Below are 14,781 nucleotides of genomic sequence, written 5' to 3' on the forward strand. Positions count from 1 at the left end.
ATGACGGCCGGACGACAGGGGCCCGGGGCGGGCCTCGGTCAGCGCCCGCGCAGCTGGTGACGCCTGCGCCAGGCCACCACCGCGCCCGCCAGACCCGGCAGGGCGATGCAGGCCAGGGCGATCAGGAAGGCCGGTGAGGTCGGCGTCGAGGCGCGGGCCCCGGCGACGGCGTAGGCCGCGGTGTTCGGGATCGACCCGAGGGCCGTCGCCAGCAGGAACGGCAGCAGGCCCATGCGGGAGACGGCCGCGCAGTAGTTGGCGGCGGCGAACGGCACCCCCGGGAACAGCCGCGCCGCCAGCATCGAGCGGAAGCCGTGCCGGCTGAGCTGCCCGTCCGCCGCCTTCAGCCACTTGCCCCGCAGCAGCGGACGCAGCGCCTCCTGGCCCAGCACCCGGCCCAGGCAGAAGGCGACCCCGGCGCCCAGGACCGTTCCCGCCAGGGCGGACGCGAGGCCGAGCTGCGAGCCGAACAGGGCACCCGCGGCCAGGTTGAGCAGCGGGCGCGGTACGAAGGCGACGGTGCACAGTCCGTACGCCACCGCGTAGGCGAGCGCCGCGGCGGCGCCCCCGAGCTGTGGCGGCCAGCCGTTCGTCAGCAACTGCTGCGGCTGGAACAGCACCACAGCCGTCCCGGCCGAGGCGAGCAGGGCGACGAGCAGGGAGAAACGGGACCACGGGGAGAGCAGAACTCTCGTCACGCGGGCGGTGAAACCGGTCGGTGCGACGGGCCCGGCGGCCGTGGCGACGGAGAGCTCCGTCGCGGCGGCCCGGGGAGAGGCCGTGATGGTGCCCCCAGAGCGGGTGGTGGCATCGAGCATCCGGTGACACTAACCGACATATGTGTGTGATCGCCGTAGGGTGCGTCTCACGAGCGTCACAGACGCGGGAATTCCGGACGTGCCGCACAGCCCGCTCGCCGACACCGTGACGGACCGGCCGACCGTCGTGTACGCCGCCGCGGCCGAGCCCGGGCGGGCCGGGGCGATGCGGGCGTACATGAGGGACATGGCCCCCTTCCTGGGCCTGACCACGCCTGTTCGCCGTGGCCTGTCCCGCACGGTCCGCGACGGGCTGCCCCGCCCCGGCGGGGCGGACCGCACCGCGATCGCGCTGCGCTGCCGGCGGTTGCCCGAGCGCGAGTACCACTACTGCGCCGTCGATCTCCTGCGCCGTCATGTGACGTATTGCTCCTCCGGTTTCCTGCCGGTGGTCCGGCATCTGCTCACCACCGTCCCCCGGTGGGACACCGTCGACGTGCTCGCCGCACACGTCGTCGGAGGGCCGGTCGCGGCCGACCGCGGCCTGACGGCCGGCATGGACGCCCGGATCGCGGACGACGACCTCTGGCTGGTGCGCACCGCCCTGCTCCACCAACCGCGCTACCGGGAACGCACCGACACCGACCGCCTCTTCGGCTACCGCCCGCGCCGGTCCGGCCACCCCGACTTCTTCGTCCGCGAGGCCATCGGCTGGTGCCTGCGCGCGTACGCGAAGACCGACCCCGGCGCCGTACGCGCCTTCGTGGCCGCGCACGGGCAGGCCCTCGCCCCGCTGTCCGCGCGGGAGGCGCTGCGGAACACCGGTCCGTAGCGCCGGGGCGGGAGCAGCGTCGATCGAACTCCCGTGCCATAAAAAAGCATTCGACGTGGGGCAAAGCGTCGGCGATGATCGGCGTCATGTTCCGGTACGCCTTCCACCTCGCAGCATCCGCGGTCGCGGATGCCCCGAAGGCTGCCGTCCTCTTCTTCCCGGCCGCCGCCGACGGCGCCCGAGGCTGACCCTCCCCGGATCGTCCGGCGGACCCCGCAGGGGGAGGGTCGGCCGGCCCCAGGGGTCCCCACCACCGCCACGAGGCTTCGAGGTACCGCCATGTCCAAGACGGCGTACGTCCGCACCAAACCGCATCTGAACATCGGCACGATGGGCCATGTCGACCACGGCAAGACCACCCTGACCGCCGCCATCACCAAGGTCCTCGCCGAGCGCGGCGCCGGCACCTTCGTGCCGTTCGACCGCATCGACCGCGCCCCGGAGGAGGCGGCGCGCGGCATCACCATCAACATCGCGCACGTCGAGTACGAGACGGACACCCGGCACTACGCGCACGTCGACATGCCGGGCCACGCCGACTACGTCAAGAACATGATCACCGGCGCCGCCCAGCTCGACGGGGCGATCCTCGTCGTCTCCGCGCTGGACGGGATCATGCCGCAGACCGCCGAACACGTGCTGCTCGCCCGGCAGGTGGGCGTCGACCACATCGTGGTCGCCCTCAACAAGGCCGACGCGGGTGACGAGGAGCTGACCGACCTGGTCGAGCTGGAGGTCCGCGAACTGCTCACCGCGCACGGCTACGGCGGTGACGCCGTGCCCGTCGTACGGGTCTCGGGGCTGAAGGCCCTGGAGGGCGACCCGCGCTGGACGGCCTCGGTCGAGGCGCTGCTCGACGCGGTGGACACCTATGTGCCCATGCCCGAGCGGTATCTGGACGCGCCGTTCCTGCTGTCCGTGGAGAACGTGCTCACCATCACCGGCCGCGGCACGGTCGTCACCGGCGCCGTCGAGCGCGGCACCGTCCGCGTCGGTGACCGGGTCGAGGTGCTCGGGGCGTCCGTCGAGACGGTCGTGACCGGCCTGGAGACCTTCGGCAAGCCGATGGAGGAGGCGCAGGCCGGGGACAACGTGGCGCTGCTGCTGCGCGGTGTCCCCCGGGACACGGTGCGCCGCGGCCACGTGGTCGCCGCGCCCGGCAGTGTCGTGCCCGCCCGGCGCTTCTCGGCGCGGGTGTACGTGCTGTCGGCGCGCGAGGGCGGGCGCTCGACGCCGCTCACCACCGGATACCGGCCGCAGTTCTACATCCGCACCGCGGACGTGGTCGGCGACGTGGACCTCGGGGAGACCGCCGTCGCCCGGCCCGGGGACACCGTCACGATGTCGGTCGAGCTGGGGCGGGACGTGCCGTTGGAGACCGGCCTCGGGTTCGCCGTCCGCGAAGGCGGGCGGACGGTGGGGGCGGGGACGGTGACGGCCGTCGGGTGAGCGCCCCGTGTCCCCGGTCCGCGGGCCGGGGACACGGCGGTGAGCGGGGGCCGCGGGGCCGTTGTGGCCGGTCGCGCCCACGGGGCGGGGCCGCACCTCGCCGCGGCCCCGCGCCCCCGGCGGCACCACCGGGCCGCACAATGGAGGGGTGAACCACGAGGGAGTGCACGAAGCCGTACCCGTCAGCCGCGTCACCGACCACGGCACCGTGAAGCTGATGCCCGACGTCGACCGGCGGCGGGCCTGGCTGCTCACCGTCGACGGGGCGCCGCAGTCGTACGTCGACCTGGACGAGCCGGCGCACCTGGAGTTCGAATACGCGCGGCGGCTCGGCCACGCCCTGGACACCGTGGCGGAGCCGGGCCGTCCGCTGGACGTGCTGCACCTGGGCGGGGGCGCGTTCACCCTGCCCCGGTACGTCGCCGCGACCCGGCCCGGCTCGCGGCAGCACGTCGTGGAGGCCGACCTCGGCCTGCTGGACCTGGTCGCCGAGCACCTTCCGTTGCCGGACGGCGCCGGCGTCACCGCCCACGGCGCGGACGCCCGCGCCTGGCTGGAGGCGGCGCCCGCGGACTCGGCCGACGTCGTCGTCGCCGACGTCTTCGGCGGCTCCCGCGTGCCCGCGCACCTGACGACCCTCGCCTGGGCCGGCGAGGCCGAGCGGGTCCTGCGGGGCGACGGCGTCTACCTGGCCAACCTCGCCGACGCGGCGCCGTTCGCGTTCCTGCGCTCGCAACTCGCCGCCTTCGCCACGCTCTTCGAGGAGCTGGCGCTCGTCGCCGAACCGGGGGTGCTGCGCGGACGCCGCTTCGGCAACGCCGTCCTCGTCGCCGCGCACCGGCCCCTCGACACGGCGGCGCTGGCCCGGCGCACCGCCGCCGACGCCTTCCCTGCCCGCGTCGAACACGGGCCCGCCCTGCGGGACTTCATCGGCGACGCGCGACCGGTGCGGGACGAGGACGCCGTGCCGTCGCCCGAGCCTCCGGCCGGGGCGTTCGGCATCGGCTGAGCGGCGGGCGCGGCACGCCGAGCGGGGCTCAGGCCTCCGTCGGCGGGTCCTCGGTCAGGCGTACGGTGCTCAGGATCTTCTGGACCGTCGCCTCGGGGATCTCGTCCTTGACGCCCTTGGCGCCGTAGAGGTTCCAGGTGACGAAGTCGCCCGCGCCGTTCTTGAACGCGAAGGTGATCGCCTTGCCCTCGCTGTCGCACTTCCCCTTCTGCGGGGTGCCCTCCGAGTGGGCCGTGGCGACGCTGCCCTTGATGCCGGAGGCCGTGGTGTAGTCCTTCGGCTTGTCGTACTTGACGCTCTTCTTGTCCGGCTCCGTGTAGCCGCCGTAGATCCACCACGGCACCCGGGTCTCCGCCGCCATGGCGGCGTCCTTGGCGCCGTCCTCGCCTCGGGTACCGGCGGTGGCGAGGGCGGTGCTCTCCTTGCGCCCGTCCTTGTTCGAGTCCTCGGTGCACCACTCGGACTTGAGGTAGGCCGGGGCGGTGACGGTGGTCCGGTCCGTCTTCCCGTCCTCCTCCCACTCGAAGCCGACGCTCGTGTCGGTGCTGTCGATCTCCCAGTCGGCGGGCACGTCGAACATGGTGCCGAAGCGCGGGTTGGCGACGACCTTCCAGCCCTCGACGGTCGGCTTCAGCTCGCCGCCGCCGCGCGGGTCGTCCCCGCCACCGGACGCGCTCGGCTCGGCCGTCGGGGACGCGGACTTGTCCGCGGACGCGCTCGCGGTCGGCTTGTCCTTGCCGTCGTCCGCCGTGTCGTCCTTGTCACCGCCCAGCACCAGGAATCCGGTCACGCCGGCGGCGACGACCACGGCGAGCGCGGCGACGATCGCGACCAGCTTCGTCCGGTTGCCACCACCGCCACCGCCGCCGACGACGGTCGGCGGCTCCGGCCTGCCGGGGGGCTGGTGGGCGCCCCACTGCGGCTGCTGCCCGTACGGACCGGGCTGCTGCTGGTAGCCGGGCTGCTGGTACGGATTCGGCTGCTGGTACCCCGGCTGCTGGTACGGGTTGTTCTGCGGATTCTGCTCGCCCCCGGGCGGCTGCTGTCCTGGCCACATGAGCAGTCACCCTAGTGCGGCGCCGGACACGATTCGGTCACTGCCCCTTGTCAGGGACGTACCGAAGCCGGGGCCGGGCCGCGATTCCTCAGGAGTCCGAGGGCGTGAACTCCCGTACGGTGCCCGCGATCTTCCGCACGGTGGCGTCCGGCACCTCGTCACCGACCCGCGCGGGACCGACGAACGACCAGGACACGAGGTCGCCGTCGGCCGCCTTGAAGGCGAACGTCGTGGCCTTGCCGTCCACGTCGCACGTGCCCGTCCTCGCCACCCCGGCCGACCGGGAGGTGGCCAGGCTGCCGGTGATGCCGGAGGCGGTGGTGAAGGAGACCACCGGTTCCGTCGTGACCTTCTTCCGGTCGGGCTGGGTGAACGCGCCGTACACCCACTCCGCCGAGTCGGACCGGGCGATCTCCTCGGTGCTCCGCGCCCCGTTGTTGCCCCGGGTGCCGGCGGAGGCGAGGGGTGTGTGGTCCACCGAGCCGTCCTTGTCGTCGTCCGAGGCGCACCACTCCGCCTCGAGCACGGCGGGGGCCTTCATGGCGATCAGCGGTGTGCCGTCGGGATCCTCGTCGTCCGTGACGAAGTCGACCCAGTCGGCCGACTGCCGCTCCCAGGAGGCCGGTACGTCGAAGGCGACACCGAGATCCGGGTTCACCACGGTGTTCCAGCCGGGGACGGTCGGCCGCGGGGCGCCGTCCGCGTTCCGTGAGCCGCCCGAGGGCGAGGGAGCGGACGCGGACGACGCGACCGGGTCCGGCTCGGCCCGGTCGTCCTCGCCGCCGCCCAGGAGGACGGCCCCCGTCACGGCGGCGGCGACCACGACGGCCGCGGCGGCGACGACCGCCGCCACCGTCGCGCGGCGTCCGCCCGGTCCGCCGCCGGGCGGCGGACCCGCCGTGACCGTGGGGGCGTTCCACGGAGCGGGCGGCTGCTGACCGGAGTGCGCGGCGTGCTGCTGGTGGCCCGGCTGCTGGTACGGGTTCGGCTGCCCGGAGTGCGGGCTCCCGGCGGATGACTGCTCTCCTGGCCACATGGGCGGCAAGCTTACGGCGATCATCGGAAGCGTCCGGCCCTGGCCCTCGCATGCTACTCATGGGTAACCTGCTGCCATGAGCGCAGATCAGATGTCGATCGGCGAGTTGCTCGCCGCCACGGTGCCGATGGTCCGGACCCTGAACCTCGAGTACCTGGAGACCACCCCGGAGAAGGCGGTCCTGGCCCTGCCGGACCAGAGCGAGTACCGCAACCACGTCGGCGGGCCGCACGCCGGAGCCATGTTCACGCTGGGCGAGTCCGCCAGCGGGGCGATCGTCCTGGCCGCCTTCGGCGACCAGCTCTCCCGCGCCGTGCCGCTGCCGGTCACCGCCGAGATCGCGTTCAAGAAGATCGCCCTGGGCCCGGTCACCGCCACCGCGACCCTCGGCCGGCCGATCAGCGAGGTCGTCGCGGAACTGGACGAGGGCAAGCGACCCGAGTTCCCGGTGAGCGTCGCCATCCGGCGCGAGGACGGGGCGGTGACCGGGGAGATGACGGTGGTGTGGACCCTGCGGCCCAACGGCTGAGCCGGGGGCCGGCGGTCAGGGCCCTGGCCGGAACGGCCGCGCGGACCGGTAGGCTTCCCGGGTGCGCCTCCATCGAGGCGCACCCGGGAAGCGGCGGGGCACCCCCGCACGCGGCAGGGACGCGAATCGGAGGATGTGGCGTTGCACGTCCAGGAGTGGCTCGACACGGTGCCCGCGGCGGCTGTCTACGCCGTCGTCGGACTGGTCATCGGTCTGGAGAGCCTCGGCATCCCGTTGCCCGGCGAGATCATCCTGGTCTCGGCGGCCCTGCTCTCCTCACAGCACGGCGGCGTCGACCCGGTCGTCCTCGGTGTCTGCGCCAGTGCGGGCGCGGTGATCGGCGACTCCATCGGGTACGCCATCGGCCGCAAGGGCGGCCGGCCCCTGCTGGCCTGGCTGGGCAGGAAGTTCCCCAAGCACTTCGGCGAGGGACACATAGCCACCGCCGAGCGGTCCTTCCAGAAGTGGGGCATGTGGGCCGTGTTCTTCGGCCGCTTCGTCGCCCTGCTGCGCATCTTCGCCGGGCCGCTGGCCGGCGTGCTGCGGATGCCGTACTGGAAGTTCCTGATCGCCAACGTCCTGGGCGGCATCGTCTGGGCGGGCGGCACCACCGCCGTCATCTACTACGTCGGTGTCGTCGCCGAGTCCTGGCTCAAGCGCTTCTCGTGGCTGGGTCTGGTGATCGCCGTCCTCATCGGCGTCGCCTCCATGCTCGTCGTCAAGCGCAAGGCGGCGAAGGCCCGGCCGGAACCGGACCCTGTCACCGCGGGCGACTGACGCGCCCCCGCGGTCTCCCCGCTCAGTCGTGGATCTCGCCGTGGGCCTTCGCCAGCTCGGCGTACATCGTCCCGTTCAGCGTGACGCCCTGACGCTCCTCCTCCGTCAGCTCCCGCCTCACCTTGGCCGGCACACCGGCGACCAGGGAGCCCGGCGGCACCCGCATGCCCTGCGGGACGAGCGCCTGGGCGGCCACCAGCGATCCCGCGCCGATCACCGCGCCGTTGAGCACGGTCGCGCCCATGCCGATCAGGCAGTCGTCCTCGACGGTCGCCCCGTGCACGACCGCGTTGTGCCCGATGGAGACGCGCTCGCCGACCGTGACGGGGAAGCCCGGGTCGGCGTGGAGCGTGCAGTTGTCCTGGACGTTGCTGCTCGCCCCGACGGTGATCCGTTCGACGTCGCCGCGCAGTACCGCCCCGTACCAGACGCTCGCGCCCGCGTGCAGCGTCACGTCCCCGATGACCGAGGACGTCGGCGCCACGAAGGCCTCCGCGTCCACCTTCGGGTCCTTGCCGCCGATGCCCTTGATCAGCGCCTTGTGCGTCATCATCGCCTCCTGGTCCGGTGATGCAGTGCACCGTACGCCACCCGGTGGGGTGAAGATCACAGGCCTCCGGCTCCTTCCCCGCGCCGCGTGCTGAGTACCGTGAGCGGGTGCCGAAGCGCAAGAACACGTTCTCGTCCTGGTCCACCCGCCTCGCGCAGCGCGCCGTCCACGCGGGGTGGGCCTGGGTGCAGCGCACCGGTTCCGTCACCGCCGCGCACCCCGGGCGCTTCCGCTTCGGCGCACTGGGCACGGGCACCCGGCTGGCCTTCCCGCTCGGCACGGTCTTCGGCGAGCCATGGATCCACCTCGGCGCCCACTGCATCATCGGCGAGCAGGTCACCCTGACCGCCGGGCTCATGCCCGACCTCGACCTCGGCCCCGAGCCGATCCTGCGCATCGGCGACGGAGTCGTCCTCGGCCGCGGCAGCCACGTCATCGCGGACACCACCGTCACCATCGGCAGCGACTGCTACTTCGGCCCGTACGTCTACGTCACCTCCACCAACCACTCGTACGACGATCCGCACCAGCCCATCGGCAAGCAGTGGCCCCGGATGGAGCCGGTGGAGGTCGGCTCCGGCTGCTGGATCGGCACCGGCGCGGTGATCCTGCCCGGCGCGCGCATCGGACGGAACGTGGTGGTCGCCGCCGGTGCCGTGGTCCGCGGCACGGTCCCCGACCATGCCGTGGTGGCGGGCGCACCCGCCCGCGTCGTGCGGCGCTGGACGCCCGCGGAGGGCTGGCAGCCGCCACTGCGGACCCCGGCCCCCGTGCCGGTGCCCGACGGCGTCACTCCGGAGCAACTGCGGGCACTGGCACGGCTGGACGAGGAGACGGTGGCCCGGCTGGCCGAGCTGGACGACCCGACCGAGGAACAGCTCGCGGAGCCGGCCGCGGAGGGCTGAGCCGCGGGTGAGGCGGCCTCCGGCATGCGTGAGGCGCGCCGGTCCGCGGGGGCCGACGTGGGTCCCGGGCCGCACCGTCGGCTGATGTCGACGTGGGTCCTGGGCCGGATCGCCGGCCGGTGTCGCCGCGGAGGCGGGCCCGCTCGACGCCGCTGAGCCCGGCCCTCGGGTGACGCCCCGTCCGTCTCAGCCCGCCGCCAGCAGCAGCGTGCCCACCAGGGCGAGGCCCGCGCCCGCCGCCTGGACGCCGCGCAGCCGTTCGCTCAGGAAGCCGCGTGCCGCCAGCGCCGTCACCACCGGGTAGAGCGAGGCGAGCACCGCGGCCACCGTGACGGGGCCGTGCTGGGCGGCGATCGAGTAGGTGCCGTTCGCCGCGACGTCGGCGAGCCCGACGAAGGCCAGCGCCGGCAGCGCACCCCAGGCGAAGCCGTCCGACGGCAGCGCGGGGGCGCCGCGCCGGACGGACGCCCACAGCGCGAGGCCGCCCGCGGCGACATTGGTGACGCGCTGCACGAACAGGGCGAGGAAGAGACCGGTGAGCGTGGTCGACGCCTCGGCGATCAGGGCCATCACCGTGCCGAAACCGAAGGCCGCGACCAGCGTGAGGAGGACCGCCCGGCGCTGCACCGGGGCGCCCCGCAGCTGGGGCCCGCCGGCGAGGACGACTCCGGCGAGGGCGATCAGGATGCCGGCGAACTGCGGCAGCCCCGGGCGTTCGCCCAGGACCAGGCCGACGGTGACCGGGACGGCCACGCCGATCGAGCCGAGCGGCGAGACGACGCCCATCGGGCCGAGCGCCAGGGCCTTGTAGAAGGCGAGCATCGCCACCGGTCCGACCAGTCCGGCGGCGACGGCGAACCACAGGTGCGGTGAGGCCTCGCTCCAGGCGCCGGTGAGGGCCACGACCGTGCCGAGCACGGCGACGGCGATCGACTGCGACACGACGACCACCGTGAGCGCGGGCGTGCGCCGGGTCAGCGTGCCGCCGCCGAAGTCGGCCAGGCCCCACAGGAGACTGGTGGCCAGGGCGAAGAGCGCTGTCATGATCCGGTCGCCTCGCAGTACAGTTCAGTGAACGATCAGGTGCAGTCCACCGTAGTTCAATCAACTGCACCACGTCATCCAAAATAATGGACGGAATGTGTCGGACCTCGACCTGCTGACCCAGTCCCTGGCGCGCAACGTCAAACGCTGGCGCACCGAGCGCGGCTTCACGCTGGACGCGCTGGCCGCGCGGGCCGGTGTCAGCCGCGGCATGCTCATCCAGATCGAGCAGGCGCGCACCAATCCCAGCCTCGGCACGGTCGTCAAGATCGGTGACGCGCTCGGCGTCAGCATCACCACCCTGCTCGACTACGAACAGGGCCCGGCGGTCCGCATCGTCCCCGCCGAGCAGGCCGTACGGCTCTGGCACACCGACGCGGGCAGCTACAACCGGCTGCTCGCCGGCGCCGAGGCCCCCGGCCCCCTGGAGATGTGGGACTGGCGGCTGATGCCGGGCGAGAGCAGCCCCTCCGACCCGCACCCCGCCGGTACGGTCGAACTCGTCCACGTCACGTCCGGGGAACTGACGCTCACCGTCGACGGCGTGGCCCACCGCGTGCCGACGGGCGCGAGCGCCTCCTTCGAGGCCGCCACCCCGCACACGTACGCCAACGAGGGCGGGGAACCGATGGAGATGATCATGGCGGTGTCGGTGCCGCCCGTCCGCTGAGACGACCGGCCTCGGGGCGGCCCGGAGTTGTTAGCGTGCGGCCATGCGCGCACCCATCGGACGCTTCGACAGCGCCACTCCCGCTCCGGACCGCCTCGACGAGCTGACCGCCCCGGTCGCCGACGCCGTGCGCCACTGGCGCGGCAGCGTCCCCGCCGAGCAGATCGTCTACGTCGACACCGACCCGCAGTGGGCCGACACGGCGGTCTTCGTCGAGCACTACGGCCGCGAACTGCTGGAGCGGTCCGCGAACTGCGTGGTGGTCGCCGGCAAGCGGGGCGGCGGGAGCACGCTCGCCGCGTGCGTGGTGCTCTCCACGACCCGGGTCGACGTCAACGGAGTCGTGCGCCGTCATCTCGGCGCCCGCAAGGCGTCGTTCGCCTCGATGGACACGGCGACCGGCGAGACCGGCATGGAGTACGGAGGGATCACCCCGGTCGGCCTGCCCGCCGACTGGCCGGTGCTGGTGGACTCGGCCGTCGTCGACCTGCCCTACGTCCTCGTCGGCAGCGGACGCCGGCGCGGCAAGCTGCTGGTCCCGGGCAAGGCCCTCGCGGAGCTGCCCGGGGCCGTGGTGCTGGAGGGGCTGGGCGTCGCCTGACGTCCTCGGCCCGGTCACGCGGTGGCGTGGTGGGCCAGCGCCAGATGGGGGTCCCTCTCGCCCGGGGCCGGCGCCGGGTCCGCGTGGACCAGGGCGGCGGTGAGCCTCGGCACGGCGTGCAGCAGGGCGTGCTCGGCCTCGACGGCGATGCGATGGGCCTCGCGGACCGTCGCATCGCCGTCCACGACCACCGCCACCTCGGCGCGCAGCCGGTGCCCGATCCAGCGCAGCCGCAGCTCACCCACCGCGCGCACGCCGGGGACCTCGGTCAGTGCCCGCTCGGCCCGGTCCACCAGCGCCGGATCGACGGCGTCCATCAGCCGCCGGAACACCTCGCGGGCCGCGTTCCGCAGGACGAGCACGATCGCGGCCGTGATCGCCAGCCCCACGACCGGGTCGGCGAGCCGCCACCCCAGCGCCGAGCCCCCGGCGCCCAGCAGTACGGCCAGGGACGTGAACCCGTCCGTGCGGGCGTGCAGCCCGTCGGCCACCAGCGCCGCGGAGCCGATCGCCCGGCCGACGCGGATCCGGTAGCGGGCCACCCACTCGTTGCCGGCGAAACCGACCAGGGCGGCCACGGCCACCGCCGGGACGTGTGCGACCGGGCGCGGGTCGAGCAGCCGGTCGACCGCCGTCCACGCCGCGAAGACGGCGGACGCGGCGATCGTCAGTACGATCACGACGCCCGCCAGGTCCTCCGCCCGCCCGTAGCCGTACGTGAAGCGGCGGGTGGCCGCACGCCGGCCCAGGACGAAGGCGATGCCCAGGGGGACGGCGGTCAGGGCGTCCGCCGTGTTGTGCACCGTGTCCCCGAGCAGGGCCACCGATCCGGAGACGGCCACCACGACCGCCTGCGCCAGTGCGGTCGCGCCGAGCACCGCCAACGACACCCACAGCGCGCGCAGGCCGCGGGCCGAGGACTCCAGGGCGGGGTCGATCCTGTCGGCACTCTCGTGGGAGTGCGGGGCGAGGAGGTGCGCGAGCCGGTGACGTCGGGAGGCTTCGGCAGGGTGGCGGTGGTGCCGGTGCGGGTCGCTCATGAGGTTCCCCTTCCGGTGGGTCCGGTGCGGCCGGGTGGACGTGTGCCGGCCCACGGCGCCATTATGTGCGTATGAGCGCACGCATGCACCTCTCACCTGCGCACGATGCGCATCCGCACCCCCCGGGCGAGGAGCGGTTCGCGCTCGCCGCCGACCTTCTCGCCCTGCTCGGCGACCGCACCCGCCTCACCCTGCTGCACGCCCTGTCCGACGGCGAGGCCGATGTCGGCACGCTCACCGAGGTGTGCGGTGCGGCCCGGCCCGCGGTCAGCCAGCACCTGGCCCGGCTGCGGCTGGCCGGTCTGGTGAGCACCCGCAAGGACGGCCGCCGCGTCGTCTACTCGCTCCGGGACGGACATCTGCGCCGCCTGGTCGGCGAGGCGCTGAACGTGGCCGACCACAGGCTCGGGGGCCGGCCGCCCCACGACTGAGGACAAGGTGCCCTGACGTCCCTGCGACCTGATCCGCAGGACAGGCCCTAGCCGAGCCGCGGGATCTCGATCGCCGGGCAGCGGTCCATCACCATCTCCAGGCCCGCCGCCCGGGTCCGCTCGTACGCGGCCTCGTCGACGACGCCGAGCTGGAACCAGACCGCCTTCGCCCCCTTGGCGACCGCCTCGCCGGCCACGGCCCCGGCGAGGTCGCTGTTGACGAACACGTCGACCACGTCCACGTCGAACGGGATGTCCTCGAGGGAGGCGTACCCCCGCTCGCCGTGCACCGTCTCCGCCTTGGGATGCACTGGCACCACCCGCTTGCCGAAGCGCCGGAGCACCTCGGCGACGCCGTACGCGGCGCGCTGCCGGTTCGACGACAGGCCCACCACGGCCCAGGTGTCACCCAGCTCGGTGAGGATCTTGCGGACGGTTGCCTCGTCGCCGTACACCGGCGGCCTCCTCGGACTCCTGAACGGACGGTCGTCGGCGACAACCGAGGACGGCGGGCGGTGATTCCCCGCCACCTCCGGCGCGCGCCCACGGTGCGCCGGAGACGCGGCCCGCCTACGCTCACCCCGTGCTGCGCATCATCGACGCCCGGACCGGCGAACCGGTCCCCGCCGCCCCCGTCCGGCGGGGCTTCACCCGTGTCGAGGCGCACGTGCCGGACCGGGACACCACCGGCCTGCGCGTGCTGCTCGTCGCCGACGTCCTCGTCCGTGCCCTGGAAGTCGGCGGCACGCCCGTGTGGGCGCTGCTGGGCGGCGCGGGGGAGCGGGACGGGCTGCGGGCGGACGCCGCCGCCCTCGGCATCCATCCCTTCGAGGAGGGCCCGGGCGGCCCGGGTGCCTCCCAGGCCCTCCATGTGGTGGGGGAGGGTGCCGCGGCTCCCGACGGCGTGACGGTCGCCGTCGCCCCCGTCGACCCGGCGCGGCCGGACCCCGTGGCCGGCGCCGACCCCTACGCCCTGCGCCTGGCCCTGCTGGAACGGCACCGGAGCACGCGCGTGCGGCTCGACGCGACCGCGCTGGGCGACGCCGGCGCCACCCTCACCCGCCTGCGCCGCGCGGTCGCCGCCTGGGCACGGCAGCCCTCCCGCCCCGTTCCCGACGAGGTGCGCGACCGGCTCCGGGCCGCCTGGGAGGACGACCTCGACACCCCCGCTCTCCTCCGGGTGCTGCGCCGGGTGGAGACCGACCCGGGTGTCGCGGACGGTGCCCGCTTCGAGACCTTCGCCTACGCGGACCGGCTTCTCGGTCTCGCCCTCACCCGCGACGTGGGGTCCCCGGCCTGACCGTGTGCCGGGCGGCGCCCGGCACGTTCCCGGCCACGGACTAGGCTGGCCGGATGCAGGACGAGTACCGCACGGTGCCCCGCGCGGGCGTGCACGAGACCGAGATCAACCGCTCGCGCTTCCTGTGCGCCCTCGCCCCGGCGGCCACCGAGGAGGAGGCCCAGGCGTTCATCGCGTCCGTGCGCAAGCAGCACGCCGACGCCAACCACAACTGCTGGGCGTACGTCATCGGTGCCGACGCCGCCGTGCAGAAGGCCAGTGACGACGGGGAGCCCGGCGGCACCGCGGGCGTCCCGATGCTCCAGATGCTGCTGCGCCGCGACATGCGGTACGTCGTCGCCGTCGTCACCCGCTACTTCGGCGGCGTCAAGCTCGGCGCGGGCGGCCTCATCCGCGCCTACGGGGGAGCGGTCGGCGAGGCCCTGGACGACCTCGGCACGCTCACCCGCCGCAGGTTCCGCCTGGCCACGGTGACCGTCGACCACCAGCGGGCCGGCAAGCTCCAGAACGAGCTGCGCGCGACCGGGCGGGAGGTGCGCGACGTGCGGTACGCCGAGGCCGTCACCATCGAGATCGGCCTGCCGGACGCCGACGTCGGCGCCTTCCGGGGCTGGCTGGCGGACGCGACGGCGGGAACGGCCGGGTTCGAGCTCGGGGGAGAGGCGTACGGGGACGCCTGAGTCGGACACCCCACACTCCGCCGGACCCGCCCGGTACGCGAAAGCTCCTGTTCTCGGGCAATCCGGGCGCCGATGCGCAGGGTGGGCGGACATGCGTGGGAGGAGAGGTGCGC

Annotated in this window: 18 protein-coding genes; 11 read left to right on the top strand and 7 right to left on the bottom strand. The window is 74.1% G+C overall.

Features of this window, described 5'->3' with window-relative positions:
- Positions 1–38: 38 nt before the first annotated feature.
- Positions 39–818 carry a TVP38/TMEM64 family protein gene (locus ACIRG6_RS21865; RefSeq protein ID WP_365022267.1) on the bottom strand — a complete coding sequence of 260 codons (780 nt, stop codon included), beginning with the start codon at positions 816–818 and terminating at the stop codon, positions 39–41.
- Between the two features lie 79 nt (positions 819–897).
- On the opposite strand from ACIRG6_RS21865, the gene ACIRG6_RS21870 reads away from it, so the two are divergent.
- The 3 genes from ACIRG6_RS21870 (at position 898) to ACIRG6_RS21880 (ending at position 4,048) form a co-directional block, all read left to right on the top strand.
- A complete protein-coding gene (locus tag ACIRG6_RS21870) occupies positions 898–1,590 on the top strand; it encodes a DNA alkylation repair protein (RefSeq protein WP_403324147.1) in 693 nt (230 codons plus the stop codon).
- Positions 1,591–1,869: 279 nt separating this feature from the next.
- Positions 1,870–3,039 carry an elongation factor Tu gene (tuf, locus tag ACIRG6_RS21875; RefSeq protein WP_364819180.1) on the top strand — a complete coding sequence of 390 codons (1,170 nt, stop codon included), beginning with the start codon at positions 1,870–1,872 and terminating at the stop codon, positions 3,037–3,039.
- 163 nt (positions 3,040–3,202) lie between these two features.
- Positions 3,203–4,048 (top strand): spermidine synthase, encoded by an 846-nt coding sequence (locus tag ACIRG6_RS21880; RefSeq protein WP_364686042.1) that lies wholly within the window; start codon positions 3,203–3,205, stop codon positions 4,046–4,048.
- Positions 4,049–4,076: 28 nt separating this feature from the next.
- Here the strand turns inward: ACIRG6_RS21880 and ACIRG6_RS21885 are convergent, their stop codons facing one another.
- Together ACIRG6_RS21885 and ACIRG6_RS21890 are read right to left on the bottom strand one after the other, a co-directional pair.
- Positions 4,077–5,105, bottom strand: coding sequence for a hypothetical protein (locus ACIRG6_RS21885; protein WP_364686022.1), 1,029 nt, complete (start codon positions 5,103–5,105; stop codon positions 4,077–4,079).
- 88 nt (positions 5,106–5,193) lie between these two features.
- Positions 5,194–6,141: a hypothetical protein gene (locus ACIRG6_RS21890; RefSeq protein ID WP_364686025.1), complete on the bottom strand. Its 948-nt coding sequence runs from the start codon at positions 6,139–6,141 to the stop codon at positions 5,194–5,196.
- 91 nt (positions 6,142–6,232) lie between these two features.
- Between ACIRG6_RS21890 and ACIRG6_RS21895 the strand changes: the two genes are divergently transcribed.
- Positions 6,233–6,670 (top strand): DUF4442 domain-containing protein, encoded by a 438-nt coding sequence (locus ACIRG6_RS21895; protein ID WP_189231437.1) that lies wholly within the window; start codon positions 6,233–6,235, stop codon positions 6,668–6,670.
- A 141-nt stretch (positions 6,671–6,811) separates the two neighbouring features.
- Complete coding sequence (locus tag ACIRG6_RS21900) at positions 6,812–7,447, top strand: DedA family protein (protein ID WP_350718337.1); 636 nt, start codon at positions 6,812–6,814, stop codon at positions 7,445–7,447.
- A gap of 22 nt (positions 7,448–7,469) precedes the next feature.
- On the opposite strand, the gene ACIRG6_RS21905 is transcribed toward ACIRG6_RS21900, so the two are convergent.
- Positions 7,470–7,997 (bottom strand): gamma carbonic anhydrase family protein, encoded by a 528-nt coding sequence (locus tag ACIRG6_RS21905; RefSeq protein ID WP_239770337.1) that lies wholly within the window; start codon positions 7,995–7,997, stop codon positions 7,470–7,472.
- 107 nt (positions 7,998–8,104) lie between these two features.
- Between ACIRG6_RS21905 and ACIRG6_RS21910 the strand changes: the two genes are divergently transcribed.
- Entirely contained in the window at positions 8,105–8,902 is a 798-nt protein-coding gene (locus ACIRG6_RS21910; RefSeq protein ID WP_364819178.1) for a DapH/DapD/GlmU-related protein, read from the top strand.
- A gap of 186 nt (positions 8,903–9,088) precedes the next feature.
- Here ACIRG6_RS21910 and ACIRG6_RS21915 read toward each other — a convergent pair whose 3' ends face one another.
- Entirely contained in the window at positions 9,089–9,946 is an 858-nt protein-coding gene (locus ACIRG6_RS21915; protein WP_403324151.1) for a DMT family transporter, read from the bottom strand.
- 97 nt (positions 9,947–10,043) lie between these two features.
- Between ACIRG6_RS21915 and ACIRG6_RS21920 the strand changes: the two genes are divergently transcribed.
- Positions 10,044–10,616: a helix-turn-helix domain-containing protein gene (locus ACIRG6_RS21920; RefSeq protein ID WP_225634957.1), complete on the top strand. Its 573-nt coding sequence runs from the start codon at positions 10,044–10,046 to the stop codon at positions 10,614–10,616.
- A gap of 43 nt (positions 10,617–10,659) precedes the next feature.
- Positions 10,660–11,217, top strand: a complete 558-nt coding sequence (locus ACIRG6_RS21925; RefSeq protein ID WP_364686035.1) for a YbaK/EbsC family protein — start codon at positions 10,660–10,662, stop codon at positions 11,215–11,217.
- Positions 11,218–11,231: 14 nt separating this feature from the next.
- On the opposite strand, the gene ACIRG6_RS21930 is transcribed toward ACIRG6_RS21925, so the two are convergent.
- Entirely contained in the window at positions 11,232–12,257 is a 1,026-nt protein-coding gene (locus ACIRG6_RS21930) for a cation diffusion facilitator family transporter (protein ID WP_364686038.1), read from the bottom strand.
- A gap of 71 nt (positions 12,258–12,328) precedes the next feature.
- Between ACIRG6_RS21930 and ACIRG6_RS21935 the strand changes: the two genes are divergently transcribed.
- On the top strand, positions 12,329–12,688 hold the full coding sequence (locus ACIRG6_RS21935; protein WP_350718323.1) for an ArsR/SmtB family transcription factor: 360 nt from the start codon (positions 12,329–12,331) through the stop codon (positions 12,686–12,688).
- Between the two features lie 47 nt (positions 12,689–12,735).
- Here ACIRG6_RS21935 and ACIRG6_RS21940 read toward each other — a convergent pair whose 3' ends face one another.
- Entirely contained in the window at positions 12,736–13,143 is a 408-nt protein-coding gene (locus tag ACIRG6_RS21940) for a CoA-binding protein (protein ID WP_364682109.1), read from the bottom strand.
- A 128-nt stretch (positions 13,144–13,271) separates the two neighbouring features.
- On the opposite strand from ACIRG6_RS21940, the gene ACIRG6_RS21945 reads away from it, so the two are divergent.
- On the top strand, positions 13,272–13,988 hold the full coding sequence (locus tag ACIRG6_RS21945; protein WP_364682111.1) for a hypothetical protein: 717 nt from the start codon (positions 13,272–13,274) through the stop codon (positions 13,986–13,988).
- A 53-nt stretch (positions 13,989–14,041) separates the two neighbouring features.
- Entirely contained in the window at positions 14,042–14,668 is a 627-nt protein-coding gene (locus ACIRG6_RS21950; protein ID WP_318217620.1) for a YigZ family protein, read from the top strand.
- The last annotated feature ends 113 nt before the right edge of the window (positions 14,669–14,781 follow it).

The sequence above is a fragment of the Streptomyces flaveolus genome, from assembly GCF_044765825.1.
GTDB lineage: Bacteria > Actinomycetota > Actinomycetes > Streptomycetales > Streptomycetaceae > Streptomyces > Streptomyces flaveolus.

What these genes read in the sequence shown, in the direction of transcription:
- ACIRG6_RS21915 (WP_403324151.1), bottom strand. Translation starts at nt 9,946, where the DNA reads ATGACAGCGCTCTTCGCCCTGGCCACCAGTCTCCTGTGGGGCCTGGCC.
- ACIRG6_RS21895 (WP_189231437.1), top strand. Translation starts at nt 6,233, where the DNA reads ATGTCGATCGGCGAGTTGCTCGCCGCCACGGTGCCGATGGTCCGGACC.
- ACIRG6_RS21890 (WP_364686025.1), bottom strand. Translation starts at nt 6,141, where the DNA reads ATGTGGCCAGGAGAGCAGTCATCCGCCGGGAGCCCGCACTCCGGGCAG.
- tuf (WP_364819180.1), top strand. Translation starts at nt 1,870, where the DNA reads ATGTCCAAGACGGCGTACGTCCGCACCAAACCGCATCTGAACATCGGC.
- ACIRG6_RS21950 (WP_318217620.1), top strand. Translation starts at nt 14,042, where the DNA reads ATGCAGGACGAGTACCGCACGGTGCCCCGCGCGGGCGTGCACGAGACC.
- ACIRG6_RS21865 (WP_365022267.1), bottom strand. Translation starts at nt 818, where the DNA reads ATGCTCGATGCCACCACCCGCTCTGGGGGCACCATCACGGCCTCTCCC.
- ACIRG6_RS21925 (WP_364686035.1), top strand. Translation starts at nt 10,660, where the DNA reads ATGCGCGCACCCATCGGACGCTTCGACAGCGCCACTCCCGCTCCGGAC.
- ACIRG6_RS21930 (WP_364686038.1), bottom strand. Translation starts at nt 12,257, where the DNA reads ATGAGCGACCCGCACCGGCACCACCGCCACCCTGCCGAAGCCTCCCGA.
- ACIRG6_RS21905 (WP_239770337.1), bottom strand. Translation starts at nt 7,997, where the DNA reads ATGACGCACAAGGCGCTGATCAAGGGCATCGGCGGCAAGGACCCGAAG.
- ACIRG6_RS21885 (WP_364686022.1), bottom strand. Translation starts at nt 5,105, where the DNA reads ATGTGGCCAGGACAGCAGCCGCCCGGGGGCGAGCAGAATCCGCAGAAC.
- ACIRG6_RS21935 (WP_350718323.1), top strand. Translation starts at nt 12,329, where the DNA reads ATGAGCGCACGCATGCACCTCTCACCTGCGCACGATGCGCATCCGCAC.